26 protein-coding genes are annotated in these 23,844 nt (G+C 44.2%); 4 read left to right on the forward strand and 22 right to left on the reverse strand.

Annotated features, from left to right (window positions below):
* Positions 1–83: 83 nt before the first annotated feature.
* The 3 genes from AB4249_RS00900 to AB4249_RS00910 all read right to left on the reverse strand — a co-directional run bounded on the left by AB4249_RS00900 (position 84) and on the right by AB4249_RS00910 (position 1,383).
* Positions 84–458, reverse strand: a complete 375-nt coding sequence (locus tag AB4249_RS00900) for a VOC family protein (RefSeq protein ID WP_372102169.1) — start codon at positions 456–458, stop codon at positions 84–86.
* Between the two features lie 65 nt (positions 459–523).
* On the reverse strand, positions 524–1,222 hold the full coding sequence (locus AB4249_RS00905) for a pseudouridine synthase (protein ID WP_372102170.1): 699 nt from the start codon (positions 1,220–1,222) through the stop codon (positions 524–526).
* Positions 1,222–1,383 (reverse strand): hypothetical protein, encoded by a 162-nt coding sequence (locus tag AB4249_RS00910; RefSeq protein WP_012604036.1) that lies wholly within the window; start codon positions 1,381–1,383, stop codon positions 1,222–1,224. The genes AB4249_RS00905 and AB4249_RS00910 overlap by 1 nt, the downstream gene beginning before the upstream one ends.
* Before the next feature lie 208 nt (positions 1,384–1,591).
* On the opposite strand from AB4249_RS00910, the gene AB4249_RS00915 reads away from it, so the two are divergent.
* Positions 1,592–1,993, forward strand: a complete 402-nt coding sequence (locus tag AB4249_RS00915) for a YkgJ family cysteine cluster protein (RefSeq protein ID WP_102428720.1) — start codon at positions 1,592–1,594, stop codon at positions 1,991–1,993.
* 53 nt (positions 1,994–2,046) lie between these two features.
* Here the strand turns inward: AB4249_RS00915 and AB4249_RS00920 are convergent, their stop codons facing one another.
* From AB4249_RS00920 to AB4249_RS00980, 13 genes are all read right to left on the reverse strand, one after another.
* Entirely contained in the window at positions 2,047–2,448 is a 402-nt protein-coding gene (locus AB4249_RS00920) for an NUDIX domain-containing protein (protein ID WP_372102171.1), read from the reverse strand.
* A 228-nt stretch (positions 2,449–2,676) separates the two neighbouring features.
* A complete protein-coding gene (locus tag AB4249_RS00925) occupies positions 2,677–3,057 on the reverse strand; it encodes an STAS/SEC14 domain-containing protein (protein ID WP_372102172.1) in 381 nt (126 codons plus the stop codon).
* Between the two features lie 113 nt (positions 3,058–3,170).
* The gene (locus tag AB4249_RS00930) at positions 3,171–3,767 is read right to left on the reverse strand and encodes a class I SAM-dependent methyltransferase (protein WP_372102173.1); all 597 of its coding nucleotides are present in this window, start codon (positions 3,765–3,767) and stop codon (positions 3,171–3,173) included.
* Positions 3,760–4,266: an HAD family hydrolase gene (locus AB4249_RS00935; protein ID WP_372102174.1), complete on the reverse strand. Its 507-nt coding sequence runs from the start codon at positions 4,264–4,266 to the stop codon at positions 3,760–3,762. Before AB4249_RS00935 ends, AB4249_RS00930 begins: the two co-directional genes overlap by 8 nt.
* A 43-nt stretch (positions 4,267–4,309) precedes the next feature.
* Entirely contained in the window at positions 4,310–4,810 is a 501-nt protein-coding gene (locus AB4249_RS00940; RefSeq protein WP_017063961.1) for a GNAT family N-acetyltransferase, read from the reverse strand.
* Between the two features lie 39 nt (positions 4,811–4,849).
* The gene (locus AB4249_RS00945; protein WP_372102175.1) at positions 4,850–5,794 is read right to left on the reverse strand and encodes a D-2-hydroxyacid dehydrogenase family protein; all 945 of its coding nucleotides are present in this window, start codon (positions 5,792–5,794) and stop codon (positions 4,850–4,852) included.
* Positions 5,795–5,887: 93 nt separating this feature from the next.
* Entirely contained in the window at positions 5,888–6,355 is a 468-nt protein-coding gene (locus tag AB4249_RS00950) for an ASCH domain-containing protein (RefSeq protein ID WP_108093496.1), read from the reverse strand.
* Between the two features lie 261 nt (positions 6,356–6,616).
* A complete protein-coding gene (gene glpQ / locus AB4249_RS00955; RefSeq protein ID WP_372102176.1) occupies positions 6,617–7,672 on the reverse strand; it encodes a glycerophosphodiester phosphodiesterase in 1,056 nt (351 codons plus the stop codon).
* 77 nt (positions 7,673–7,749) lie between these two features.
* The gene (gene glpT, locus AB4249_RS00960) at positions 7,750–9,123 is read right to left on the reverse strand and encodes a glycerol-3-phosphate transporter (protein WP_029235174.1); all 1,374 of its coding nucleotides are present in this window, start codon (positions 9,121–9,123) and stop codon (positions 7,750–7,752) included.
* 505 nt (positions 9,124–9,628) lie between these two features.
* Complete coding sequence (locus tag AB4249_RS00965) at positions 9,629–9,883, reverse strand: DUF3297 family protein (protein WP_017059204.1); 255 nt, start codon at positions 9,881–9,883, stop codon at positions 9,629–9,631.
* A 242-nt stretch (positions 9,884–10,125) separates the two neighbouring features.
* Complete coding sequence (locus AB4249_RS00970) at positions 10,126–10,560, reverse strand: GNAT family N-acetyltransferase (protein ID WP_017059203.1); 435 nt, start codon at positions 10,558–10,560, stop codon at positions 10,126–10,128.
* Between the two features lie 66 nt (positions 10,561–10,626).
* A complete protein-coding gene (locus tag AB4249_RS00975; RefSeq protein WP_017059202.1) occupies positions 10,627–10,761 on the reverse strand; it encodes a hypothetical protein in 135 nt (44 codons plus the stop codon).
* Between the two features lie 39 nt (positions 10,762–10,800).
* Complete coding sequence (locus AB4249_RS00980; RefSeq protein WP_017059201.1) at positions 10,801–11,931, reverse strand: PcfJ domain-containing protein; 1,131 nt, start codon at positions 11,929–11,931, stop codon at positions 10,801–10,803.
* Positions 11,932–12,166: 235 nt separating this feature from the next.
* Between AB4249_RS00980 and AB4249_RS00985 the strand changes: the two genes are divergently transcribed.
* From AB4249_RS00985 to AB4249_RS00995, 3 genes are all read left to right on the forward strand, one after another.
* Positions 12,167–12,589, forward strand: a complete 423-nt coding sequence (locus AB4249_RS00985; RefSeq protein WP_017063967.1) for a universal stress protein — start codon at positions 12,167–12,169, stop codon at positions 12,587–12,589.
* Between the two features lie 293 nt (positions 12,590–12,882).
* Entirely contained in the window at positions 12,883–14,454 is a 1,572-nt protein-coding gene (locus AB4249_RS00990) for a cryptochrome/photolyase family protein (protein WP_372102177.1), read from the forward strand.
* Positions 14,454–15,194, forward strand: a complete 741-nt coding sequence (locus tag AB4249_RS00995; RefSeq protein WP_372102178.1) for an SDR family oxidoreductase — start codon at positions 14,454–14,456, stop codon at positions 15,192–15,194. The genes AB4249_RS00990 and AB4249_RS00995 overlap by 1 nt, the downstream gene beginning before the upstream one ends.
* 147 nt (positions 15,195–15,341) lie before the next feature.
* On the opposite strand, the gene AB4249_RS01000 is transcribed toward AB4249_RS00995, so the two are convergent.
* From AB4249_RS01000 to AB4249_RS01025, 6 genes are all read right to left on the reverse strand, one after another.
* Positions 15,342–16,226 (reverse strand): PA4780 family RIO1-like protein kinase, encoded by an 885-nt coding sequence (locus AB4249_RS01000; RefSeq protein ID WP_029221996.1) that lies wholly within the window; start codon positions 16,224–16,226, stop codon positions 15,342–15,344.
* Between the two features lie 93 nt (positions 16,227–16,319).
* On the reverse strand, positions 16,320–16,463 hold the full coding sequence (locus tag AB4249_RS01005; RefSeq protein ID WP_004733920.1) for a DUF2256 domain-containing protein: 144 nt from the start codon (positions 16,461–16,463) through the stop codon (positions 16,320–16,322).
* Positions 16,464–16,784: 321 nt separating this feature from the next.
* Complete coding sequence (locus AB4249_RS01010) at positions 16,785–20,501, reverse strand: AAA family ATPase (protein ID WP_372102179.1); 3,717 nt, start codon at positions 20,499–20,501, stop codon at positions 16,785–16,787.
* Between the two features lie 4 nt (positions 20,502–20,505).
* Entirely contained in the window at positions 20,506–21,759 is a 1,254-nt protein-coding gene (gene sbcD, locus AB4249_RS01015; RefSeq protein WP_065583627.1) for an exonuclease subunit SbcD, read from the reverse strand.
* 213 nt (positions 21,760–21,972) lie between these two features.
* Positions 21,973–22,551 carry a porin family protein gene (locus AB4249_RS01020; RefSeq protein ID WP_372102180.1) on the reverse strand — a complete coding sequence of 193 codons (579 nt, stop codon included), beginning with the start codon at positions 22,549–22,551 and terminating at the stop codon, positions 21,973–21,975.
* A 508-nt stretch (positions 22,552–23,059) separates the two neighbouring features.
* Complete coding sequence (locus AB4249_RS01025; protein WP_065681884.1) at positions 23,060–23,716, reverse strand: glutathione S-transferase family protein; 657 nt, start codon at positions 23,714–23,716, stop codon at positions 23,060–23,062.
* Between the last annotated feature and the right edge of the window lie 128 nt (positions 23,717–23,844).

Raw genomic sequence — 23,844 nt, forward strand, 5'->3', positions numbered from 1 at the left:
TGATCATTGCCTTATGTCGGCAGAAATAAAGAAACAGACGGATAATTTGAAGTTTTCACTGGCCTCAATGCAAGTTGGATGCATTAACGCGGCCTGATGTTTTCAGCCACACGCCACAGCACACCACTTGGGTCAGTGATACAAAACTCAAGCATTCCCCAAGGCTGTTCAACAACCTCGGAAACGGTAACTTCAAAATCCGACACTACATTAGAGTTTTGGATGTTTTGATACCAACTTTTTACGTCTTCAACCAGCAAGTGCATCATGTAATTTTGACAGTGCGCAGGTTCATAAAAGTTTTGCAGAAGGAACGCACAACTGCCGTGTCGTAGGTAGGCGATATCGTGAAATTCAGACATCACTTCGAAGCCGATTGACTGGTAAAAACGCTTAGATAAATCGAAGTCTTTCGCGGGCACGAAAGACTTAATTTCTGAGACTTTGAGGTTTTCCATCCTACATCCTTATAGTGCTGATATTCTGGTCCTGACACGCTTAACGCTTTAAGTGGTTACAGCGTTTATTCAGAGTCTTGCTGAAATGAGTCGACTTCGGCTTTAGTTAGATAACGCCACTGGCCTGCTTCAACATCTAAACGAACATCACCAATCTGTTCACGGTGAAGGCCAACAACTCGGTTTCCTACCGCAGCAAACATTCGTTTTACTTGATGAAACTTACCTTCTGTAATGGTCAACAGCACTTCTTTACTGGTAATCACTTCGAGTTCTGCCGGACGCGTCAGATTTTGTTCGCCCTGCAATTTAACGCCCGCTTTGAACTTGTCAGCGACATCATCTTTGATATCTCGTGACAATGTCACGCGATACACCTTCTTACATGACTTGGTTGGCAGAGTGATGTTGAATGACCATCGCCCATCATCGGTAATCAAGACTAAGCCTGTGGTGTCTACATCTAAGCGTCCTGCGATGTGCAGTTCTGATGCTTTGTCTATCTCGATGTAGTTGAACAGTGAAGGATAAACTTCATCGATATTAGAGCAGATAGTATCCGCAGGCTTGTGCATTAGGAGGTATCGAAATTCTCGCAACTTAAGCGGAGTGCCATTTAACAAGATGGTGTTGCTTTCATGAACCTGAGTCGATTCATCGGTGACCGTCTCACTGTTTACGTTCACCTCGCCATTATGGATGCGTTCAATTGCTTCAGGCTTGGTTAGTTCAGTGCTTTTACATAGGTATTTATCAAGGCGCATTAATCGTCAGCACCACATTTTGCGCATGGCTTATAAGTACGTTCGCCTTGAGCAATCACCACATAGTCTCGAACGCAGTTATCACATAGCGCCAATTTTGGGTAAGCGTCTTTCTGTTTCTTTGCGTTGATGTCGCCTTCGGTGGTGTATACGGTTCTCATTTTTATGCCTTGTTTTAATAACTTGCTAGGCGCAAATTGTATCACTGTTTACAGCCTTGTTTGGAGTGGTGGTGCATAGATAAATTGATTTTAAGCACCGCCATTCCAAGATCCCTCCCCGTAACGGCTTAACCATGAACAACAAAGTCAACGTGCCACGGCTATCAGTGGTAAAATGATAAAAGCTCACCAACTTATGAAGTCGATAATGAAAGATTGTAATCAATGCGGAAAATGCTGTATCAAATACGGAGATGGCGACCTTGCCGCGACTCAAGAAGAGATCGATTTGTGGGAGCTGTTCAACCCAGACATCTTTGAATATGTTCGAGGAAGCGAGATATGGTTTGACCCTGAATCTGGCGAACGTTTAACTCGCTGCCCTTTTCTGGAGCTAGTTCCGACGAAAGACACCAAGGCTCAAGCCAAGTACACATGCAGCATCTACTTAGACCGACCAGAAGATTGCAGACACTATCCAAGTCTGATTAATGAGATGGTACGAGATGAGTGTGAAATGATTGAGGTGGTGGATTTACAAAACACGAAGAAAGCTCAAAGGAAACTCGACCTATTGATGAAAGACAGCCGCCCTTCAAGCTATTCGTAAGCGATGATCTTTTGAAGATCAATCTTCAGTATTAGCTAGTAGCCGCTAAAACCTTAAGCCAAATACTGGTTCGCTTCTAACCAATCAAGCGCAACCAGTGCCGCCAATGAGCATACCGCTCTGTCGTTGCCATCCACAAACTTAAGCTCTTCAATTTCGGCATCCGGAGACAGTTCCCCAGTATAATCAGCAAGATAGCAAGTCAATTGCACCGATACGCCTTCCGCTTTGCCATCAGCTTGGCCTGTAAACGTCTCGACGTATTTGATGGAGTCAGGCACTAAATCAACTGAGATCTCTTCTTTGATTTCGCGAACCAGTGCTTGCTCATCACTTTCGCCAGCTTCACGCTTACCACCCGGTAGATAGAACAGTTCTTTGCCTTTTGATCTGACCATCAACAACTCGCCGTCTTTGATGAATATCCAAGCCAGCTTATCAATTACCTTATGCATGTCGTTAGACCTTATTTCTGTTTTAGTTCTCGTTCTTACTGAATCAAGCCACACCATTAGTCGCGACCAAACAAAGCCTGGGTATGTTACACGCTGGAAGGAATATACTCTATTGAATCGAATAGGAAATATCATCGCCAAAACGAAAAATGACAGCGTTCGAGACAATTCTCGTCAACTGTCATCGGCGATGTTTACGAACTGCTCTCTAGCTGCCCGCGAATAGTATCAATCGACTAGCCACTTAAGCGCAGAGTCATGGTCTTCGAATGACTTAATCTCACCGGACACAAACCAACTGCCGACTTTTGATGCCATTTCTTGCCAGCTTTTATCACCATATATCGCGATTTTGTCTATCTTCGAATTGAGCTCTAATCCAAGTTTAAAATCGTCCCAAGCAGCACGTAACTCCCAACCCGTTAAGGTGGAGATGTCGACCAGCATCTTGAGTTCAGATGAATCGAGTTCTTCTAGCGTGGTATTTAGAATTGGAATCATTGCTTGATAGTCATCGTGTGTAAGCTTGCCTTTCGCTTTAAACACAACGATGGTTTCACCGCTAACACGTTCAATTCCAACCGATATTCCGTGACGTTCGATACTCATAGTCTTGCCCTTATAGTGGAAATTAGACTTAGCTTAGAGGATTAGACAGCAAAGAGATGAGAGATTGGCGTCAAAACAGACAAGCATCCGAACGGGTTTTAGTTACTGACATTTTAACGGCGTTTAATCGCAACGACCGAGTATGTGTGCCAATGCTTCACCCTACCCAGCGACGTGAGTGCTTGTTCGTCTCGCTCATGGAATCGTACTATCTCAAAGTCGTTGAATAAGCTGAGTACTTTGGCTTCCGTTAACGGCGTTGTTGGAGTTCGATAGCCATGTGCCCAACTGTCATCGACGCCCATGAAATCACCTGCAAATACGCCACCTACTTCAAGACAGTATTCAATATTGTGCCAAACCCCGTCAAAACGCGTTGGGTCAGCAAAAAACAGACTCGAATTGGCAATCACTACGCCAGATTTTGGGTAATCATAGTGTTCAAATCCACTTTCAGATATCTCGACCAAAGATTTGCGACCAAAACGATCCCGACATATAGCAATCGAATCAGGATTAACGTCGAAGCCATACACTTGATACGCTTGTTGTTCTAAAAAAGCGATGTCACTACCTGTTCCACAACCACAATCAATCGCAACATTTAAGCCTGACTCATTCAGTTTGATTGCGAATTCAGTTCTCTTTAAATGAGGTTTGCTTAGTGCTTTTTGGTAATACTGACGCCAGATCTCTGAATGTTCATCCATGGCGTTTATCCAACAGTTCGCTTAGGGATTGAACTTGTACGATACGTGGATGCTGTGACTTAAGCTCAACTCCTTCCGTGTTCAACCACACCGCGTGCAAACCCGCTTCAAGTGCTGGGTAAATGTCTTTCTCTAGAGTGTCGCCAACCATGGTGATGTCTGGTGGTGCAACACCGAGCTTAGAAATAATGGCAGGATAGAACCCCGACTCGAACTTAGAAAAGCCAATGCTCGCCTTACAAAAGTAACCCAAGATATATTGAGACAGGCCAACGCGCTCAAAGGCACGAACGATGTCGTCTTTACTGGAATCACCAGCATTGGTGGCAACGTAGACTTGATGATTTTTGGAGAGTTCAGCCAGTAATGCACGAGCACCACTCACTTCTTGTACCGTTTCCCAGTCACACATCTTCCCTTGTGCGTCTGGGAAATCGACCATCAGCGTATTGCCCCAGTCGAATAAGACTATTTCTGTTAATTCGATTAGCTTTGTCATCTTGCCTCCTGCATACGATGAATTATCTAATGTTTAAGCGAGCCTATAAAAACTTCTCGATAAGGATCTCGTCAAAGTACTGATCGCCAATCTTACCGTGTTTCTTAGCCGTTCCGACGATTTCAAAACCTTGCTTAAGGTATACCGCTAACGCGCGCTCGTTGTCTGCTCTTACATAGGCGAACAGCTTTTCGTAACCTTTCGCTTTGGCTGCCTTAAATGTGTAATCAAACAACTGTTTTGCAACGCCCTGCCCACGGCTATTTGCATCAACATAAGTGCCAATAATACCAACATGGTCAAAGGCCTTAGTGTAAGTAGCAAATGGTTCGACATTCTGAAAACCAAGTAACTGGTTGGTCGTTTCGTTGACTGCAACGCTAAACACACCACGTTTTGGAAACGACTCAATGAATGCCTTTTCTTCATCAACAGTAAAAGTCTGATCCAAGATCGTATAGCGCGCTTCGATAATGATTGGATTTAATACATCAATAATGCCTTGTGCATCTTCTACCGCGACTTCTCTGATTGTTAAGCTCATACTTCTCTACCTTTTTATTGCTTTGGGCAGATTCTATCGCTATATGCCATCTCTTTGATAGGACAGAATGTTGTCGAAAGCGATATCGAAGTAGAGTTCGTAGCTATTTTGTTCAACATAGCCCAAATGTGGAGTCGCTGTGACGTTTGGTAAGGACAATAGCGGTTCGGTGTCTATTGTTACTGGCTCACAATCGAACACATCAATAGCGGCTGTTTTGGTCGGTACCTCACGTAGTCCATGATACAGAGCCATCGGTTCCACTAACTCAGCACGACTGATGTTCACAAACAGCGAGTTCGGCTTCATCAAGCTGAGGTCGTGTGCCGTAACACATCCTCTGGTGACATCATTCAAACGCAAATGCAAAGAAAGCACATCAACTTCTCGAAAGAAATCTTGTTTGGTTGTTGCTGCTTTGAAGCCATCTGTTTGTGCTCGATCGCGTGAAACTTGGCTCCCCCACACTACGACAGACATCCCAAATGCTTGGGCATATTGTGCAATGCATTTGCCGATCTTGCCGTAGCCCCAAATACCAAGCTTCAAGCCCTTCAAAGTTCGACCTAGCCCTAACGAGCCAGAATCCTGCCACTGGTTTTGTTTAAGGTTTGACGCGTAAGTAGGAATGTTGCGCGATGCAGCCATAATCAGCGCCCAGCATAGCTCGGAAGGCGCAACAGGCGAGCCTCGGCCTTCTAACACAGTAACACCAAATCGTTCGCACATTTGTGGGTCGATATGATTACTCACTTTGCCCGTCTGGCTAATGAGCTTGAGGTTTGGGAGCTGCGATAACAAAGATTCGGTGATCTCGGTTCTTTCACGAATGAGTACAATGGTTTCAAACGAGATCAACTTAGCGACAAGATCTTGCTCTGAATAAGTCTCGGTAAATACAGTGACATCGTGTTGTTCGAGTTTGTTGAAGCAATCGAGGTCTTTAACGACGTTCTGATAGTCATCCAATATCGCTATTTTCACATCACTCTCCTTGTGATTGTTAGTTATCTTGTATTGGTCAAATGAAGATCAAAGTGCCATGCCTTGAGATTCAACACGGCACTCACTGGGGCTTCACTGTTGATAAACCACTTTGAAACGCTCCAACATAAGTAACATGTCTTCACTTGGTGAGATCTTGAGTTCTTCACATTCACGTGAGAAGAAGTTCCAGTGAGCTTTTCTCCACCATTCTAGTGTTTTGTCACCCTCGCCTTCTGCAGCAGCAAACTCCGCACTCACTTCGTTGTATTTGCACGACGACACCGACGTGATCTCAACAATACAGACGGGCTCACCATCCCAATCGGTGACGACTTGCAAGTGACCAACTATGGGTCTCGTCTCGCCTTCATGGGTATACCAGTGTTCAAGGCCGCAGGACGCCTGTTTTTCACCTTTTAAAATCAACTGCGCGCAGAGGTTGGCGTTGTATTCATCAGCACAGTAATAATCAGCACTAAAGGAGGTATATTGCGAAGCAACGTCTACTGGCAATGTGTTGAGGTAGCTATCGAGATAAGCTTTGCTTCTTTCTTCCATGATCTTTCCAAATTCAATATTAGGTTGAGCCGATAAATACTTATAGATTAAGCATCTGGCTGCATTGGGAGTAACCTATCAAGTCAGGTTATTGCTGTAAACCGAGTGAATATCAAAATGTGGGCTGAGAAAGAAGAGTATGAGTAGGATTTCGAGGCCAGTACAAGAAGAGCCAAAAAGTAAAAAGAGCTAAAAGCGCCTTTAGGCTGTGCTTTTAGCTCTTCGTATCTCGTTACTAGTACCTCGTAACTGAGAAGGAAATTAACGTTTTAAGAAGTCGACCGCTTTGTCCGGGAAGTCGGTAAACACACCATCGACTTTTACTTGATTGTAAAAGACATCCAACATGCCATCAAAATTATCGGCATAAGCTGGGATTCTTCCTGGATCAGCACGGAACGTGTACGGGTGAACGTCTAAGCCAGCGTATTTTGCTGACTTCATCAATGGTTTAATAATGATGTTATCTTTGGTCGATGCATCGTCCACCAGCATAGGTTTCCATGGGCCAATACCATCAGCATAGCTAGCGACTTTTGCCATTCCGCCCTTCTCAAACATCCAGTCATAACTGTACGGCGTTGCTTTGTCACCTTGGTACGTCATGGTTTCATTCCAATCTGTATAAGCCATCAACTGAACGAGCTTAAGATCCATTTCCATCGCTGGCATAAGTTCATCATTGATGCGTTGAAGTTCATTGGCGTCGAAGCACTGCAAATACACTTTGTCGTCTTTCGATAAATACCCATATTGTTGCAAGGTCGCAAGCACAGCTTTAGAGATGTCTTTGCCTTCGTGACGATGGAACCAAGGTGCTTTAATCTCTGGATAGATACCCACGTCATAACCTAAGGTCTTATTTAAGCCTTGGATCAGCTCAATCTCTTCTGCAAAGGTAGCGACACGGAAATCAGACTGCCACATTGGGAAGCGTGCTGGGAACCCAGCCACTCGATTACCTTGGTCATCTAGGTTAAAGCCTTCAGTCACTTTTAATGATTTGATCTCGGCAAGCGTAAAATCAATCGCGTAATAGCGGCCATCTGCGCGAGCGCGTGTTGGAAAGCGATCCGCGACATCGGTGACGCGGTCTAGATAATGATCATGCAAAACCACTAATTGGTCGTCTTTGGTCATCACGACATCTTGTTCGATGTAGTCGGGTTTCATTGCGTAAGCGAGCGCTTTAGCCGGTAATGTATGCTCGGGTAAATAACCAGAAGCGCCGCGATGCGCAATCACTAAAGGATCTGCTAATGCATTTGCAGATAAGCTTAGTGCTAATAAGGTCAGAGACAGTGACGTTGTTTTCATTATTGTTTCCCTTGATAAAACAGAAGCAGGATATACCTGCCTCTGTTGTTATTTATAGATGTGATTCAGTAAATACACTACTGAGCTAGCGCTTCTCTCTCTCGTTCGAGATCTTTTTGTTTATGGTGCGCACGCTCACCTAAGAAGGCGTAAAGCAGACAGATGATTGAAGCCACACAAGCGCCGACCAAAATAATGAAGCCGCCATCCCAGCCGTAATGGTCAACCATAAAGCCGAGTATTGCGTTCGCAGCAACCGCGCCACCTAAGTAACCAAACAAACCTGTTAGACCAGCCGCTGTACCTGCAGCTTTCTTAGGTGCAAGTTCCAGTGCATACAAACCGATCAGCATTACAGGACCATAGATAAGGAAACCAATCGCAACCAGTGCCAACATATCAACCGTTGGGTTACCCGCAGGGTTCAGCCAATATACCAACACAGCGACTGTCACTAGAACCATGAACAAGATACCTGCAGGTGCTCGTCGACCTTTGAATAGCTTATCTGAAATCCAACCACACAATAAGGTGCCAGGGATACCTGCCCACTCATACAGGAAGTAAGCCCAAGATGATTTATCGACAGAGAAGTCTTTTGCTTCTTTTAAGTAAACCGGAGCCCAGTCGAGTACGCCATAACGGATAAGGTAAACAAACGCGTTAGCAATCGCGATTGACCACAACAGTTTGTTAGAGAAAACGTACTTAAAGAAGATCTCTTTCGCCGTCATTTCTTTCTCATGAGACGTATCGTAGTCGTCTGGGTAATCGTCTTTATGTTCTTCAATCGGTGGTAAGCCGCAAGATTGAGGTGTATCTCTTACAGTAAACCAAACAAAGACAGCAACGAGAGTGGCAAAAAATGCAGGAACATAAAAAGCGGTTCGCCAATCGTCGTTAAAAGCCCACAGCCCCAACAAGAACATTGGGCCAATCAAACCGCCACCCACGTTGTGAGCAACGTTCCATACTGACACTATCTCACCACGTTCTTTTCGTGACCACCAGTGGACCATGGTTCGTCCACAAGCTGGCCAACCCATACCTTGGAACCAACCATTCAAGAACAGCAGGATAAACATCGCAGTGATGCTGCCTGTTGCCCAAGGCATAAAGCCAAAGCAGAACATCACCAGTGCCGACATTAACAAGCCACCGCTGAGGAAGTAACGAGGGTTAGAACGGTCAGAAACACTGCCCATTAAGAACTTAGATAAGCCGTAAGCGATAGATACCGCCGCTAATGCAACCCCTAGTTCTCCACGGCTAAAACCTTGTTCAATGAGATAAGGCATCGCCAAACTAAAGTTTTTACGGACTAAGTAGTACCCCGCATAGCCAACGAAGATGCCAAGAAACAGCTGCCATCGTAGTCGTGTGTAGGTGCTATCGATCTTATCTGATGACAAGCGATCGATATGCGCCATAGGTTTGAATATTCCAAACATAGGAACCTCATAATTATTGGGCGAAGGAAGAATTTAAATGCTCGAACGAAAAAATTTAGCGCTCATTCGAAATCAAGGGAATTGTATGTGCTTCAGGATTAATTTCTGTGATAGAGGTAGTTATTAACAAAAAATAACTTTAAATACAGCATATTAGTTTCATTTAATTAGACTGCGCTTCATATTTTTGTTTGTATCTGTTTAATTAAACATCAGAACTTTCGAGTACGAATAAATCCAAAAAGAGCGAGCGAACATAAATCAACCAACAACAACTTTGTTATTACTGCGAATGCATAGTGAATAACAACAATTTTGGTTGAATCTGTGGAGTTATGAAGGTGGTTTGGGCTATTGGTTAAAGAAGTTCGCTAAAATCAATGCAAACAAAAAGGGTCTAGATTTCTCTAGACCCTTTTAGGTAATAACGCTTGGTGGCTTGATGTTGGCTAATTAAGCAAACATTAGCTAATTACTCGAAGTATTAGCTAGCCACACGACGTGACTATGCGTCGATGTAAAAAGCTTCTACAGTGCCTTTTAGAGTAATAAGCATTGGCTGACCAAAACGATCTAGCGCTTTTGGAGAAGGGATCTTAACCCAACCTTCGCTGATGCAGTATTCTTCAACATCAGTACGCTCTTTACCATTTAGACGAATGCCGATTGGGTATTCGAAACACTCAGCAACGTGGTGTGGGCTGCGTGGGTTGCCTGCAAGATGATCTGGTAAAGCTGGTCTTGAATTAGTATCGCTCATGTTCATTACCTGTATGTACGTAAATAAAAAAAGTGCGTCATTCTAGTCAATATAGGCTTTGTGCTCAACAACTGCTGCAATAAATCGTCTTGATCGTTTTAATCAACAGCTAGTTGTTTGATTTAAAGGCGATATCGGCATGAGTTTCAACGAAAATTTAACAGGTTTATGCATTATGGATGAAAGGGAGAAATTCATTACTCGAACGGCAGATAAACTAATATCAGGCTTTTATTCCGAGCTTATCGATTAAGCTCAATACTCATCACTTTATGGTTCGGTTCTGATTCGATATTTACGATTGACCAACCTAGCCCTTGGTAGAGACCCATGATATTGGTGTACGCGTAGAGTTGAGTTTGCACTGCAGAAGAAACCTGTCTGACACCACGATTAATCAGTTCACTGGCAATGCCTTGACCGCGCCATTGAGGGTCGACAAACACAGCGTTGATCCACACTACATCACGAACTTGGTGAGGTTCTTGAAAATAGGAATACGCCAAGCCACCAATGACCACATTATCGCGAAGTACTGTTATTACTGGAGGGAGTTGTACGTTTTCTTTATATGTATCTTTAAACTTGAAATCAGACCATTCACTTTGAAATAAGCCCTCTAACTCATGCCAATAAGGTGAGTTTTCATCGCAATTTCTAAAGATTACTTTCTGCATTTTTCCGTCCTTTTAAAGAGAGTAATTCGGCTATCCTAGCCTTGTTTAATCTAAGTGTAGGTAAAGCTACTCTTCTTCGTCGTAATCGTCTGCTGGGTCTTGATTAATTTCTTCGCCGCATCCTAGGCATTCACCTTGCAGATCCGTAGGCATCACAATAATCAAACCACAATGAGGGCAAAGATCGCCTTGTTGAAACATCCTGTATTCCTTCTACTTCATGGTTATTGATTGGGATGGCTATTGCTTAGGATATTTTTGCTTACTCGCTTCTAGCCAGTCGTGAATTACTTGGCGAGCGGATTCCGACGGAGGTGCATTTCGTTTTCCGCAGATTTGGTCTATTTCAAAAGGAAATGCTTTGCTCGGGACGCGGCGTAAACCTATGGTTAAACGCTGAGGCTTGAGCATGCGGAACACCACATAACGATCGCTCATGATTCGGTTGTGATACACGCCAATACAGTGCTTCTGCTCGATGCCTTCGTGTTCAAGGTCGTAATAATCCGTGAGCGGATGAATGTTGTCATTGCCAAGTAAAGGAACGGGATAAGGGATGTCTTTATCCATTGGGCAGTTACCCTCCAAGCGTCGTAATTGGCGTTGCTCCGTCCAGCGGTCATGCAGTTGCTCAAACATCGCAAAAGAGTTCTGACTGGTAATCGCACGCAGTGGATCATCCATCTCCAAATCTTGCCCTAACAATATCGCATCTTGGAACATCGCCATCTTCGACGGTGCATTAAGTCTACCCTCTTCCACCATTGCAATCCCTAGCCTGCTACCAGTTAGAAATGGATGAACTTGGTCCAAACGCAGGGCTGTGTATCCAACTTTTGAGTAATGCTTAAACTTAAGAACTCGTCTTTGCAGTGGCTCGAGAATGCGAACAATGTGGTCGAGTTCATCACCAACATTGTAATGAAGCTCTAGCTTGTCGATGAATTTGAGTGTCGCCTTGCTGCCGTCTAAGCCCAACTTGGTAAGGATCTTCTTCTGCCCTAAGCGACTTAGTGCCAGTGCTTTCTTGTTGTCGACACTGTATTTCATGCAGATCAAAGCCAAAATAACAGGCCTTAATTCAAGCAATTGCGCGGCTTCATAAGTATTCGCAGCAAGCCACAACATCTGGTATTGGTATTCTGGAAAGTCGTCGGTGATTTCACGATAACGCGCAGGTAATGAATTTAGCCAACGACCATTCACGTCAAACTGTTCAACAAGGTTGAGGCTCAGCCCAATGCCTCCATCAAGCGGTCGTCTACCATCTTCAAACACATGAAAGCCGACGAGCTTTTGAGACCAGTCTCGGATCTCAATATCGTAGTCGAAACCTAATGTTCGAGTGGGAATGGTTAGTAGTGCTGTCATTGATGCCTCTTCGTTATTGGCGCATTGAACTATCAAGCCTATCTAACAGCATAAGCTAGCGCTTCAACCACTATATCAACCTTTTGTAAATTTCTTATCAATCAAAGCGATATAAATACGATAGTGCTTAGAAGAACATTGAATGATGATTTTACGGAATATGAGATCTCTTCGATATCATTTGCGTCAACAGAAACTATGCTTGTTACATAACTCACAACAAGAGGCTTTAATTATGGATTACCGACATATTCTGGTCGCACTTGAACTGTCTGACGACACCAAGATTCTCATTGATAGAGCGACCTTCTTCGCTGATAAACTGGAGGCTGGCATTTCATTTGTTTATATCGATGGTACGCATGGAGAAATTTATCCAGAGCTCGTTGATATTCAGGGAAATGACGGTGATTTACCCATCAATGAAGATGCCGTTAAGCATTTGAAAGAGTTTGAAGCCTACGCCAAGCACCCAATCAAGCACATTTTCGTGGGAACGGGTGATTTGAACGATAAGCTCAAAAATGCCATCGAAGCCAACGGCGTTGACCTATTGCTATGCGGCCATCACCATGATTTTTGGCATAAGCTCATCTCCCATTCTAAACAGATCATCGATACTTCCCCTATCGATATTCTCGTTGTTCCAATGGAATAGAAGCTCCAGTTCGACACTCAAAAATAACCGGCATTGCCAACCTCTATCGGTATTATTGGTTGGCTTGATATCCTCTTCAACACACTCATCCTGATCGAAATCTCCTATTTCCCACTTAGAGTAGTCATTTGTGATCTTGTCAGCCTATCAACTCGTAAGCGTCTAATAATTAACAAATCACGTCATTTCGATTTGAATCAACGTACTGAAATGTACGACCCAGACCATGCCTTCATCAATCAATGGACAGGCGGTAACGCAGTCACAACAAGCCTCACAAACCAGGACGCATTATGAAATTTAAAACGGTACGACTTGTATTAGGTGACCAACTCAACATTGAGCATTCATGGTTTAGACAGGTTAACGATGACGTTATTTACATCATTGCTGAGCTAAAACAAGAAACAGATTATGTTGCCTCTCACGTTCAAAAAGTGGCCGCGTTTTTCTGTGCGATGGGTTACTTCGCTAACGAACTCAAAGAACAAGGTCATCAAGTACTCCACCTTACTCTTGACGACACAACGCAATTTGAAAACCTAGACACACTTTTAAAGCACTATGTACACGAATTCGGCGCAGAGAAATTCGAATATCAAAGGCCAGATGAATATCGCCTCTTAGAGCAGATGAACAAGCTCAAGCTGACCAATGCGACCAAAGGTTGTTGTGATACAGAACACTTCCTCTTTCCATTCGAGGAGATAGAACAACAGTTTCCAAAAGACAAACACATCATGATGGAACACTTCTATCGCCGAATGAGAAAACGTTTCGACATTTTGCTAGAAGACGGAAAGCCCGTTGGCGGAAAATGGAATTACGACGCGAACAATCGAAATAAGCTCAAGAAACAAGACATCGAAAACCTACCTCAGCCGCTGATGTTTACCAATGATATAACCGACATTTTGCAACGTATCGAACGTCACCAAGTACAAACCATTGGTCAAGTCGGTAACCAGTTACTATGGCCGGTGAACCGCGCACAAAGCTTGTCTCTACTCGCTCATTTCTGCCAAGTCTGCTTGCCGTTATTTGGGCAGTTTCAAGATGCGATGACGACAGAGCACGACTCTAAATGGAGCTTGTATCATAGCCGTATATCGTTCTCGCTGAACAGTAAACTGCTGAGCCCTAAAGAAGTGATTGATGCAGCACTGTCGGCCTACCAAGCATCCTGTCTTCGAGACAGCTCACCAGATAAGCCAAGCATCGATATTGCACAGGTCGAAGGATTTGTACGCCAAATACTGGGGTGGCGAGAGTACATACGCGCCGTCTATTGGGCAAACATACCTGCTTACGCCAACAAAAACCATTACTCAGCACATAATAACCTGCCCCATTACTTTTGGGACGGACAAACCAAGATGAACTGCATGAAGCATGCGATTGACCAGTCTCTTGAGTTTGCTTACGCGCACCACATCCAAAGGTTAATGATCACTGGCAACTTCTGTTTAATCACGGGTATAGACCCTGACCAAGTCGATAGTTGGTACCTCGGTATTTACGTCGATGCGATTGAGTGGGTCGAAATGCCAAATACGCGAGGTATGGCACTGTTTGCTGATGGCGGGATCGTCGGAACCAAACCATACTCTGCCAGCGGTTCTTACATCAACCGTATGAGTGACTACTGCAAAGGTTGTCACTACAAGATAAAAGAACGCAGCGGAGAGCAATCATGCCCTTTCAATAGCTTGTACTGGCGCTTTATGAACCAGCACCGCGATGCGTTAAACCGTAACCCACGCATGGGCATGTTATATCGCTCTTGGGACAATATGGATGAACAAGACCAACAAGCGATACTCGAGACCGCAGAACAACGAATCACAAACTTGGAGAATTTATAATGGTTGAGCAACTCAGATTACACATACTAGTTGTCGGTGGGAGTGGCGGTATTGGTTTCGCTGTGGTTAAACACCTATTATCTGAGCTGTCTCGGTTTGATTTTCTCGATGTCCATGTCGACGCGACTTACCACTCTCAACAGCCAGAACTAGAAAACAGTCGTTTGAACTGGCACAAAGTCGACGCCACCGACGAGGCTGATATCAAGCGCTTGAGTTCTGAGTTTGAACAACTTGATTGGTTGATCAACTGCGTGGGTATGCTCCACACTCCAGATCTTGGACCGGAGAAAAACTTGTCGTCCATCGACCCTGAGTTTTTCCTGAAAAACATTTCGGTGAATACCCTACCCAGCTTATTACTGGCAAAGCACTTCACACCGGTTCTTAGAACGAGCGACAATCCAAAGTTTGCTGTAGTTTCCGCAAAGGTAGGTAGCATTTCAGACAACCGATTAGGAGGTTGGTATAGCTATCGGTCATCGAAAGCGGCACTCAACATGTTCATCAAAACCATGTCGATTGAATGGCAACGCACCATAAAGAAAGGCACCGTGTTGGCTCTGCACCCGGGCACGACAGACACAGCTCTGTCGAAGCCTTTTCAGACCAATGTCCCTGAAGGTAAGTTGTTTGAGTCGAGCTATGTCGCCCATCAATTGGTGGACATCATTCGCACTGCTATACCGGATAACAGTGGGCACTTCTACGCTTACGATGGTGAGCAGTTAAGTTGGTAATTAATACCAGTGGCCGTCTTCCATGAGTGCTAAAAAAGAAAACCCAACAGAGTTGAGGCTCCATTGGGTTATTTTTTGAAAGAACGTCTTAGTTTTTTAAGGCGTTATGACTGACATTTAACGAAAGATCAAAAACGATGATCACGACTACTCAGCCCAATTGAACTTGCTGTCGTCCACACCTTCTTTTTCTTCTTTAACACGCTCGCGTCGGTGTTGTTCTTCAATTCGCGCAGCGTCTATCTCTTGCATAATAGCTTCGATATCAGCCAAATCGTCAGTTTCCGTAAACTCGCCCGTCAGTTTGCTGTCTGGCTTTAAGTCGCCTTTCTCGTACAGCGCCCACATTTCCTTGGCATACTCGGTTTTTGCCAGTTCAGGAGCAAACTGAGCGTAATAATCACGGATGTTATTGATGTCACGAGCCAACATCCACTCAGCGTTGTTATTAGCCGAAGCGTCGACAGCTTGTGGTAGATCGATAATCACCGGGCCGTATTCATCAACCAATACGTTAAACTCAGACAAGTCACCATGGATCAAACCAACGCAAAGCATTTTAACCACGTAAGTCATCATCACCGCATGATCTTCAATCGCTTGTTCTGGCGGCATTACAACATCGTTCAATCTTGGAGCAACATAACCGTCATCATCAGTGACTAGCTCCATAAGCAGCACGCCATCAAAACAGCCATAAGGCACAGGCACACGTACGCCCGCTTCTGCCAGTTTATACAAGGCATCCACTTCAGCGCTTTGCCACACTTTTTCTTGCTGTTCTCGACCAAAACCAGAGCCTTTTTCCATCGCTCTGGCACGGCGACTATTACGTACTTTTCGGCCTTCACGATACGCCGTTGCTTTTTTAAAGCTGCGCTGGCTTATTTCCTTATATACCTTGGCACAACGGATCGTATCGCCGCAGCGTACTATGTACACTGATGCTTCTTTGCCACTCATTAATTGGCTTGTCACCTCGTCGACTAAACCATCGTCAACTAAGGGCTGTATTCTTTTAGGTATCTTCATGCCGCCTTTATACATTAGTTGTCTTACAGATAGAAATATTAACTTAAGAAATGAATGACGAAACTATTAACGTGTTCTAAAAACGAACAGAAATTACGCCAAAGTTGTCTTATGACGACGGCAACGTTCAGAACAGTAAATCACGTCATCCCAACAACGTTGCCACTTTTTACGCCATGAGAAAGACTTTTGGCAAATAGGACATGTCTTAGTTGGTAAATGGGGCTTCTTGTGCATGGCCGTTTCCTTTTTGATGAGTCCACTTCCTGCGTTTGCCAGAGAATCCTTATTACGCTCGATTCTCGTTTCAGGGAATGACGAAGGTAAGACGACCAAGCCCAGATTCCCTATTACGCTCGTGCCTCGCTTTAGGGAATGACGGCTGCCTTTTATTCGATCCTGACATTAAGGGATGACGGCGAAGTGATTAATGACAACTTCCGACTCCGTCATCCTCGAGAAGGAGGAACGACTGAGTCGGGGATCTGCTTCATCTAGCTCGATTTCTATTTCTATTTCTATTTCTATTTCTGCACTGATGAATAATATGACAAGAAGCTAAGCGACAACCTTGTACTGCTTTTCCATCTCACTCACACCTAAGCCAGAGTGTTTTGTTACTTTAAGCTGAACTGGAACGCGCTCTTTCAATGCTTCGACGTGACTAATGACGCCAATCATCTTGCCTGACGCGTTCAAGTTATCGAGCGCGTTTAGGGCAATGTCCAATGTGTCACTATCGAGCGTGCCGAAACCTTCATCTAAGAACAGAGAATCAATACTGGTTTTGTAGCTCACAAGATCAGAAAGCGCTAATGCCAACGCCAAGCTCACCAAGAAGCTTTCGCCACCTGATAACGTCTTGGTATCACGCATCACATCGCCCTGCCATGTGTCGAGCACTTGCAGTTCTAAACCATCGTCGGCTTTGCGTTTAAGCTCGTAACGACCATGCAAACGCTGTAGCTGCTTGTTCGCAAGGTACACCAAGTTTTCCAACGTTAAACCTTGGGCAAACTTACGGAATTTATCGCCGTTCTTAGAGCCGATAAGTGAGTTCAGACGTGAAATATCATCAAACTCGACTTGTTGCTCGTCGATCTGCTTAAACAGATCTTGCTGATTGCTGCGGTTCTGGCTATCCGTTTCAAGATTGGCAGAAATTGCGCCGATCTTGGTTGCATGGCTTTGTTGTGCGTTTTGACACTCAGTCGTCGCTTCTTCAACTTGCTGTTGGTTTTGCTCTTGCCATGCTTTCGCATTTTCGTGATTTAGTAGCTCCACTTTCGTCGTTTTGGCGGTGTTCAACCTTGCTTGCGCACTGACAATCGATTCGTCTAAAGACTTCTTCAGGCTTTGAAGTTGAGTTCTAACCTCTTCATCCAACAACGCCGCTTCAAAATTCACCTCATCTTCGAATGGGCTAGCTTTCAGTGCATCTAACCAAGCATTCAACGCTTGTGTGTGACTGAACTGCTTGCTGACTAGCTCGTCCGAGAAACCAGTGTGTTTGGTTTGCTCGGTTCGATGTTCAAGTTCGCTGCGGTTAAGCACTAACTGCGCGGCATCAAATGCATTTACTGCTTCAGTGACTCTTTGCTTCATCGCATTGCTGGTGGCTTGAATGTCTTTGTCACCAAACAACTCTGTTCTTTCAGCCGTTACACGAGTGAGTTCTGACACTAAAGACTCACTCTCTTGCGTCAGTGTCGCGAGCTCTTTCTCAACACTGCTTAGCTTGTCGTCTAACGTTTTCAATTCGGCATTTTGAGTAATCAGTTGCTTCTCAATATCGGCCTGTTGCTGTTTGGTTTGCTGCCATGTGCTTGATGCTTGCGATTTCGCAGTAAACCAATCATCGATATGCTCAAGTTCAGGTGCTTCGATAGAAGTTTGAACAATGCTCTCTTTCAAAGCGTTCCATTGCTGGCCTTTCGCTTGAGCTATTTGAGTCACTTGCTCGTTTGCGACTTGGTTTTGCTTATTCAAATCAGCTAAGCGTTGCTCGGCCAACTCGAGATTAGACTGCGCCTTGTCAGCCATAACACTTACAGACAGGCGTTGTTTCTCAGCTTCAGCGTAATGCGCTTTAGCATCACCCAACGCTTTGAGTTGCTGCGCGCTCTGACTTAGTTGAAGTTCACACTGCTGAGCAAAGGTCGCGACTGTAGCTTCATTGCCTAAATCGTTAATCGTTAGCAGTGCCAGTTCAGGAGCCGTGCCAACGAAATCCGATAAGCTCTGTTGAAGCTTGCCGACAACGCCTTGCCAATTCAGCTGAGCTTGTTGAATATCCGCTTGCGCACGTTGAATGTCATCGTTAAGCGCCACAATCACAAGGGTAAGAGAATCTAACTGCTGACGATGCTCTTGGCCTTCTTTTTTGATAGCCGCTAGCTCTAGGTTTTCCCTATCTTTTTGAGCAACCAAATTTGCAATATCTTGCGACTGCTCAATCGAATGGTCTGTTGAACCACACAGTGGGCACTCAGATCCAGATTCCAGAGCTGCACGGTATTTTGCTAATTCGCCCTCTTGATCAATCAAACGCGTTAATCGCTCAAGCGAAGTCTCTTTCTCTTTATATCGCTCCACCAGCACTTCACGTTCTTTCGAAAGCTTGTCGACCAACTGAATGTTAGTTTGATGTGCCTGTGTTTTTGCATGCAGCTGTTGCTGGGCATTTAGGAAACCACGGTTGATCTCAAGTAATGAGTGCGTATTGCGATTCCAGTACTCCAACAGATCTTTTTGCGCATTCAATACTTGTTCGCTGATGTTGCCTTGCAATGCTTCCCACTGTTGCTTTGCACTACTCTCTAGCACAACCAATTCACTTAAAGTTTTGTCTTGCGTTGCTTTAGCTTCTTGCGCAGATTTGATGATCGTTTGCTGTGCATCAACCGCACACAAAGCTTGCTTCGCTGAGTTTAGTTGTTCTGCATGTTGACGCTCTAAAGTACGAACTTGCTCAACTTTGGCTTGCCATTGACCTAGGTATTTTTCCAGATGTTGGTCAGCTTGATGTGTATTTAAATACTCAGTGCTGAGTTGATCTTGTTGCTTCAGTGCATCTGTTTTTTGGACTAAAACGACTTGTTGATTACGCTGCTGCGTATGTTGCTCGTTTAGCGTATTTGCTGCATTAACGGCCGCAGTTTGCTTATCTTTGAGTACGGCAATTTGGTTATCTAGCGGACGGACAAGATCGATGATCTTCTCTTGTTCTTGTTGCTCGGTTTTAACCTGTTCGACAATTGCACTGCTTTGAGTCAGTTTAGTTTGCGCGTCTTTCTTCTCTGCATCACGAACAGCAAGTAACTTGGTGCTGTTATCTAAGTGAGCTTGAGTGGTGTTCACCTCTTGTTCGCAACGCTTTAAATCTTTGTGCATTGGGCGCAGCTTTTCAGCTGGTGCACTGTTTGCCAAACGCTCTAGTGCAGGTTGGTTTCGGTCTAGTTCATCTTGAGCTGTTTTAAGATCGTGATCACTGGCCGCAATAGTTTGCTCAGCTTTGGTCACGTCTTTCCACCAGCTTAGATGCGCTTGCCACTCTTTTAATTGCTCGGCTAAACGCTTCTGCTCGGCTTCTAGCGTTTCACGCTCTGCGGTCAGCGCTTGGATTTGCTCTTCAGACAGTAAGCTCACACCTTCTGCTTTCGCTTTAAGGTGATTAAGCGACTCTTCACTCGACTTGAAATGATCGTAGATGCGCTCAGAGATCAGGCTATAGACTTCTGTGCCCGTCAGCTCTTCAAGTAGCTCGGCACGGTCGTTTGCATTGGCATTTAAGAACGCTGCAAATTCACCCTGAGACAACATGATGGATTTAGTGAAGCGTGAGAAATCGAGCCCTGTAACCTGCTCCACCAGCTTGGTCTTCTTGGTCAACATGGTCTCTAAGACTTTGTCGGTGTCCGCATCGGCAAACTCGCACGTTGGCGTTTGCAATGCGCCATCGTGTTTTCCACGCGCTCGCTTTTGGTGGAAATTAGATCGGTACGTTTTACCTTGAACTTCAAATTCCAGTTCAGCAAAACACTCGCCCGTACCACGAGTCATTAATTCATTATTACCTTTAGCAATGCTTTTCAAACGCGGTGTGCGATGGAAAAGTGCCAAGCAAATCGCATCAAGAATGGTGGTTTTACCCGCCCCAGTTGGACCAGTAATTGCGAACAGACCGTTTTCTGCAAACGGCGATTGGGTAAAATCGAGCTTCCAGCGCCCTTTCAAAGAGTTCAGGTTTTCAAATTCTAGGCTTAAAATCTTCATACGATTACTCTTCTACTTTATTGGGCGCTTGAGCGCTTTCAGACACTTCGACCATCACTTGTTTGAACTTCACCGTCATGCGCTCTAAACGCGCTTTTTCAGAATCGGTTTCAAACTCTTCTAAGGCAATACGCTTCGTAAACACGTCCATCGGGCTCAGTTCAGATAAGGTCTCTGCCGACTCTTGCTCTAATGCTTGATTACGACGCTCTCTTGCTCGGCGCAGTTGAAGTACTTCCACATTCAATCCTTCGGTCAGTGCGCGCATACGTTCTTGTAGATCCGACAAGTAATCTTGCGCTTGCACTTCTATCGATAACCATACGCTTTGGTCGCTATCTAAACCTATGTATTGGTTAAGCTGAGATTCGATCTCGCTCAAGTCGCCTTTGATTTCAGCTAGAGGTTGGAATGTGGGAACAGGCAGTTGAGAAATGGTGCGCTCACCTTCAACAAACTCAACCACACACACTTGTTTTTGAGACTTAAGTTCATCAAAACTTAGTGGGATTGGAGAGCCTGAATAACGAATGTATTCACGCTTTGCCACCACTTGTGGACGGTGGATATGACCAAGTGCAATATAGTCTGCGTCTGGGAAGCCATCAGCGGCAAAACCATCAAGGTTGCCGACATAGATGTCGCGTACCGAATCCGATTGTTGAACACCCATCGCCGTTAAATGACCCGTAGCGATAATCGGCATGTGCTCGCTGTTTTCAAACTCCGCACGTTTTTCTACAGCGGCATCATAAACACTTTGGTAGTGCTGTTTGATTGCATCTCCGAGTTGCTTCTGACGCTCAACGCCTGTGACGCCCGCCTGGCTGGTCAACACATCGCGAGGGCGAATAAAAGGAATAGCACAAACCAGCGCTTCTACATCGCCGTTCTTGCCTTTTAGTTCGACAACCTGAGTCGCATGATCTTCATTGGTATTAGGAATCACGTCTGCGCCCATGTATTTGAGCAGCTGTTGTGTCTCTTTTAGCACAGACACCGAATCGTGATTTCCACCTAACAACACCAGTTGACAGTCGATCTTGTTCGAGTCGACCACGAACTTGTTATACATCTCACGAGCGTAACTCGGCGGTGTGCTGGTATCGAAAATATCGCCAGCAACAATGATCGCGTCGATGTCGTGCTCTGTAACTTGCTCAAGTAACCATTGTAAGAACCGTTCATGTTCATTCTTACGGCTTTTATTGTAGAAGTTTTGGCCAAGGTGCCAATCGGACGTGTGAAGAATCTTCATTGCTGCTCACTGGAAGTCTGTAATACCTTTAATCTACCAAAATAGTCGAGATAATTCCCTTTTATAAGCTTGTGAAAACCAACTAATTTCAGGCTTTGGACCAACTCCGCCCATAGCGTGACCAATCGTTATTTTTGACATAAAAAAACCGCTCAACGTTAGAGCGGTTATAGGTGTCCATGACATTAGCTGTAAGTTATTTCACAGAGGTCATTAAAAATTGTATGAAGCACCCAGTGTTACTGTGCTAAATGCGACATCTTTGCTGCTTAGACGAACTTTATTGCCATTGATATAAGCGTAGTTTTCTATGTTCACAGCATCTGCTTGCGAGATCAGGCGAAGTGTTAAGTTCTCCACTGGGTTGTATTCCACACCAACACCAAAATGGAAACCAGCACCAGAATCGTCACCGTAAAAAGCACTGTTGCTAGAGTTCAAATCTACGTAGCTCAGACCTGCGGTTACAAACGGACGAATTGAATTATCAAATGTGTAACCTACGTTTGCTGCAACAGAAAGAGAAGTTGGTGAAAGCAGCTTAGTACCAAACTTTTCGTAGTCAGCGTAATCCTTGTAACCAAGTTCAATACCAACAATGCGGTTAAATTGGTAACCACCGTAAAGGCTGTACCCCATGCTTTCAGCATCTAAATCGCCGCCGCCATCAGTGTCTGAATCTTGATACACACCAAGGCCGGCGCCAATGTATGGACCGCCCTCGATACCAGCAGCAAATGTAGGAAGTGAAACTAAGCCAACTAGGCCCAATAGAAATGATGATTTAAGCATGAAAATACCCTTTTTTTGTCTGTCCTACAGCAACGTTGACCAACAGCCAATAGTTTCCGACACTATTCCGCCTGTTGCGTTACTGTTTAAAATAAATTAAATAACCAGCTCCTAATGAATAATAAAACACTGTTCATTTACGGAGCGAATGAGAAAGTACCACAAGATTTTTAGGTCATCAAACGAAAAATCATAGATATTTAGTTAAGTCTTATTTATGAGATAGATGTATTTCCTGAGAAGTAACGAGTACTAAAATACGTATAAACCTGATAGTAAACCTGAGCATTATCAATATTAAGTTCATTATAATCATGCCGTTACCGTACTAACTAAATTGTTACTCGTTCTCAAAAACAACCTGAATCTTCACGCCTAAACATAAAAGCCCATCCTACTCCTCTCTTTTTCCAATAAAAGATATAAAGAGAAGAATGAGTTTAATTTTGGGAGGGTATTTATTTAGAACAGCCTGCTATTAAAATATATTTCAATTTAATTCATATTATTAACGAGCTTCAGCGAGACTAGCCAAATAGTTATTCGTTAAATAAAAGCCGCTGAACTTCTCAATAAAGTCCGCAGGAACGGTTTTATCGGTCAAGCCAGATTCAATCAGCGCCACTTGCCACTTCTGTACTTTCGGGAAGCCTTCAAGCATATCAAAACCAGAGCCCTCTTTAATTACTGACGCTCGGTGCAACAGTGGTAGCCAAGCGATGTCGACGTTAGAGATGTAATCGCCTTTGAAGAAGTCGCTGTCACCCAGCTTGTTCTCGGCCTTTTGGAAGGATTTTTGAAGATTCGCTAAACGTGTCTCAAAGGTTTCTTTGTCTTTACTGCCCATCGTTCCACATTGCGGCATGTAATGTTTGCTTGCCTGATAAGACCAAGCGCGATCTAGTGCTTTTTGCTCTGCAGACACCTCTTCTATCGGCGAATATTTATCGTCTAAGTATTCAACAATTGCATCTGACTCAAACAGAACTGTGTCATTTTCTGTAATCAATACTGGCACTTGTCCGTTTGGCGAAATATCTAGGAACCATTGAGGTTTATTATTTAGCTCAATGTATTCAATTTCAAATGGGACATTTTTCATTACTAAAGCACCCATTACACGTTGAACAAATGGGCAGTTTTTAAAGCTAACAAGTTTAATCATGGTTGACTCCGAATTAGGTCATTAATTTGTATTTGTACCCCTAAGACGAACGCCAAAACCGAAAGACGAAAAATAATTCTATTTTTTTGGAAATAATTAAATGCGGAGATAATTAAAGGCAGTCACTT

This window comes from Vibrio sp. 10N.261.55.F4, assembly GCF_041470465.1.
In the GTDB taxonomy this organism is placed as follows: domain Bacteria; phylum Pseudomonadota; class Gammaproteobacteria; order Enterobacterales; family Vibrionaceae; genus Vibrio; species Vibrio crassostreae_C.

What these genes read in the sequence shown, in the direction of transcription:
- AB4249_RS00900 (WP_372102169.1), bottom strand. Translation starts at nt 458, where the DNA reads ATGGAAAACCTCAAAGTCTCAGAAATTAAGTCTTTCGTGCCCGCGAAA.
- AB4249_RS00905 (WP_372102170.1), bottom strand. Translation starts at nt 1,222, where the DNA reads ATGCGCCTTGATAAATACCTATGTAAAAGCACTGAACTAACCAAGCCT.
- AB4249_RS00910 (WP_012604036.1), bottom strand. Translation starts at nt 1,383, where the DNA reads ATGAGAACCGTATACACCACCGAAGGCGACATCAACGCAAAGAAACAG.
- AB4249_RS00915 (WP_102428720.1), top strand. Translation starts at nt 1,592, where the DNA reads ATGAAAGATTGTAATCAATGCGGAAAATGCTGTATCAAATACGGAGAT.
- AB4249_RS00920 (WP_372102171.1), bottom strand. Translation starts at nt 2,448, where the DNA reads ATGCATAAGGTAATTGATAAGCTGGCTTGGATATTCATCAAAGACGGC.
- AB4249_RS00925 (WP_372102172.1), bottom strand. Translation starts at nt 3,057, where the DNA reads ATGAGTATCGAACGTCACGGAATATCGGTTGGAATTGAACGTGTTAGC.
- AB4249_RS00930 (WP_372102173.1), bottom strand. Translation starts at nt 3,767, where the DNA reads ATGGATGAACATTCAGAGATCTGGCGTCAGTATTACCAAAAAGCACTA.
- AB4249_RS00935 (WP_372102174.1), bottom strand. Translation starts at nt 4,266, where the DNA reads ATGACAAAGCTAATCGAATTAACAGAAATAGTCTTATTCGACTGGGGC.
- AB4249_RS00940 (WP_017063961.1), bottom strand. Translation starts at nt 4,810, where the DNA reads ATGAGCTTAACAATCAGAGAAGTCGCGGTAGAAGATGCACAAGGCATT.
- AB4249_RS00950 (WP_108093496.1), bottom strand. Translation starts at nt 6,355, where the DNA reads ATGGAAGAAAGAAGCAAAGCTTATCTCGATAGCTACCTCAACACATTG.
- glpQ (WP_372102176.1), bottom strand. Translation starts at nt 7,672, where the DNA reads ATGAAAACAACGTCACTGTCTCTGACCTTATTAGCACTAAGCTTATCT.
- glpT (WP_029235174.1), bottom strand. Translation starts at nt 9,123, where the DNA reads ATGTTTGGAATATTCAAACCTATGGCGCATATCGATCGCTTGTCATCA.
- AB4249_RS00965 (WP_017059204.1), bottom strand. Translation starts at nt 9,883, where the DNA reads ATGAGCGATACTAATTCAAGACCAGCTTTACCAGATCATCTTGCAGGC.
- AB4249_RS00970 (WP_017059203.1), bottom strand. Translation starts at nt 10,560, where the DNA reads ATGCAGAAAGTAATCTTTAGAAATTGCGATGAAAACTCACCTTATTGG.
- AB4249_RS00975 (WP_017059202.1), bottom strand. Translation starts at nt 10,761, where the DNA reads ATGTTTCAACAAGGCGATCTTTGCCCTCATTGTGGTTTGATTATTGTG.
- AB4249_RS00980 (WP_017059201.1), bottom strand. Translation starts at nt 11,931, where the DNA reads ATGACAGCACTACTAACCATTCCCACTCGAACATTAGGTTTCGACTAC.
- AB4249_RS00985 (WP_017063967.1), top strand. Translation starts at nt 12,167, where the DNA reads ATGGATTACCGACATATTCTGGTCGCACTTGAACTGTCTGACGACACC.
- AB4249_RS00990 (WP_372102177.1), top strand. Translation starts at nt 12,883, where the DNA reads ATGAAATTTAAAACGGTACGACTTGTATTAGGTGACCAACTCAACATT.
- AB4249_RS00995 (WP_372102178.1), top strand. Translation starts at nt 14,454, where the DNA reads ATGGTTGAGCAACTCAGATTACACATACTAGTTGTCGGTGGGAGTGGC.
- AB4249_RS01000 (WP_029221996.1), bottom strand. Translation starts at nt 16,226, where the DNA reads ATGAAGATACCTAAAAGAATACAGCCCTTAGTTGACGATGGTTTAGTC.
- AB4249_RS01005 (WP_004733920.1), bottom strand. Translation starts at nt 16,463, where the DNA reads ATGCACAAGAAGCCCCATTTACCAACTAAGACATGTCCTATTTGCCAA.
- AB4249_RS01010 (WP_372102179.1), bottom strand. Translation starts at nt 20,501, where the DNA reads ATGAAGATTTTAAGCCTAGAATTTGAAAACCTGAACTCTTTGAAAGGG.
- sbcD (WP_065583627.1), bottom strand. Translation starts at nt 21,759, where the DNA reads ATGAAGATTCTTCACACGTCCGATTGGCACCTTGGCCAAAACTTCTAC.
- AB4249_RS01020 (WP_372102180.1), bottom strand. Translation starts at nt 22,551, where the DNA reads ATGCTTAAATCATCATTTCTATTGGGCCTAGTTGGCTTAGTTTCACTT.
- AB4249_RS01025 (WP_065681884.1), bottom strand. Translation starts at nt 23,716, where the DNA reads ATGATTAAACTTGTTAGCTTTAAAAACTGCCCATTTGTTCAACGTGTA.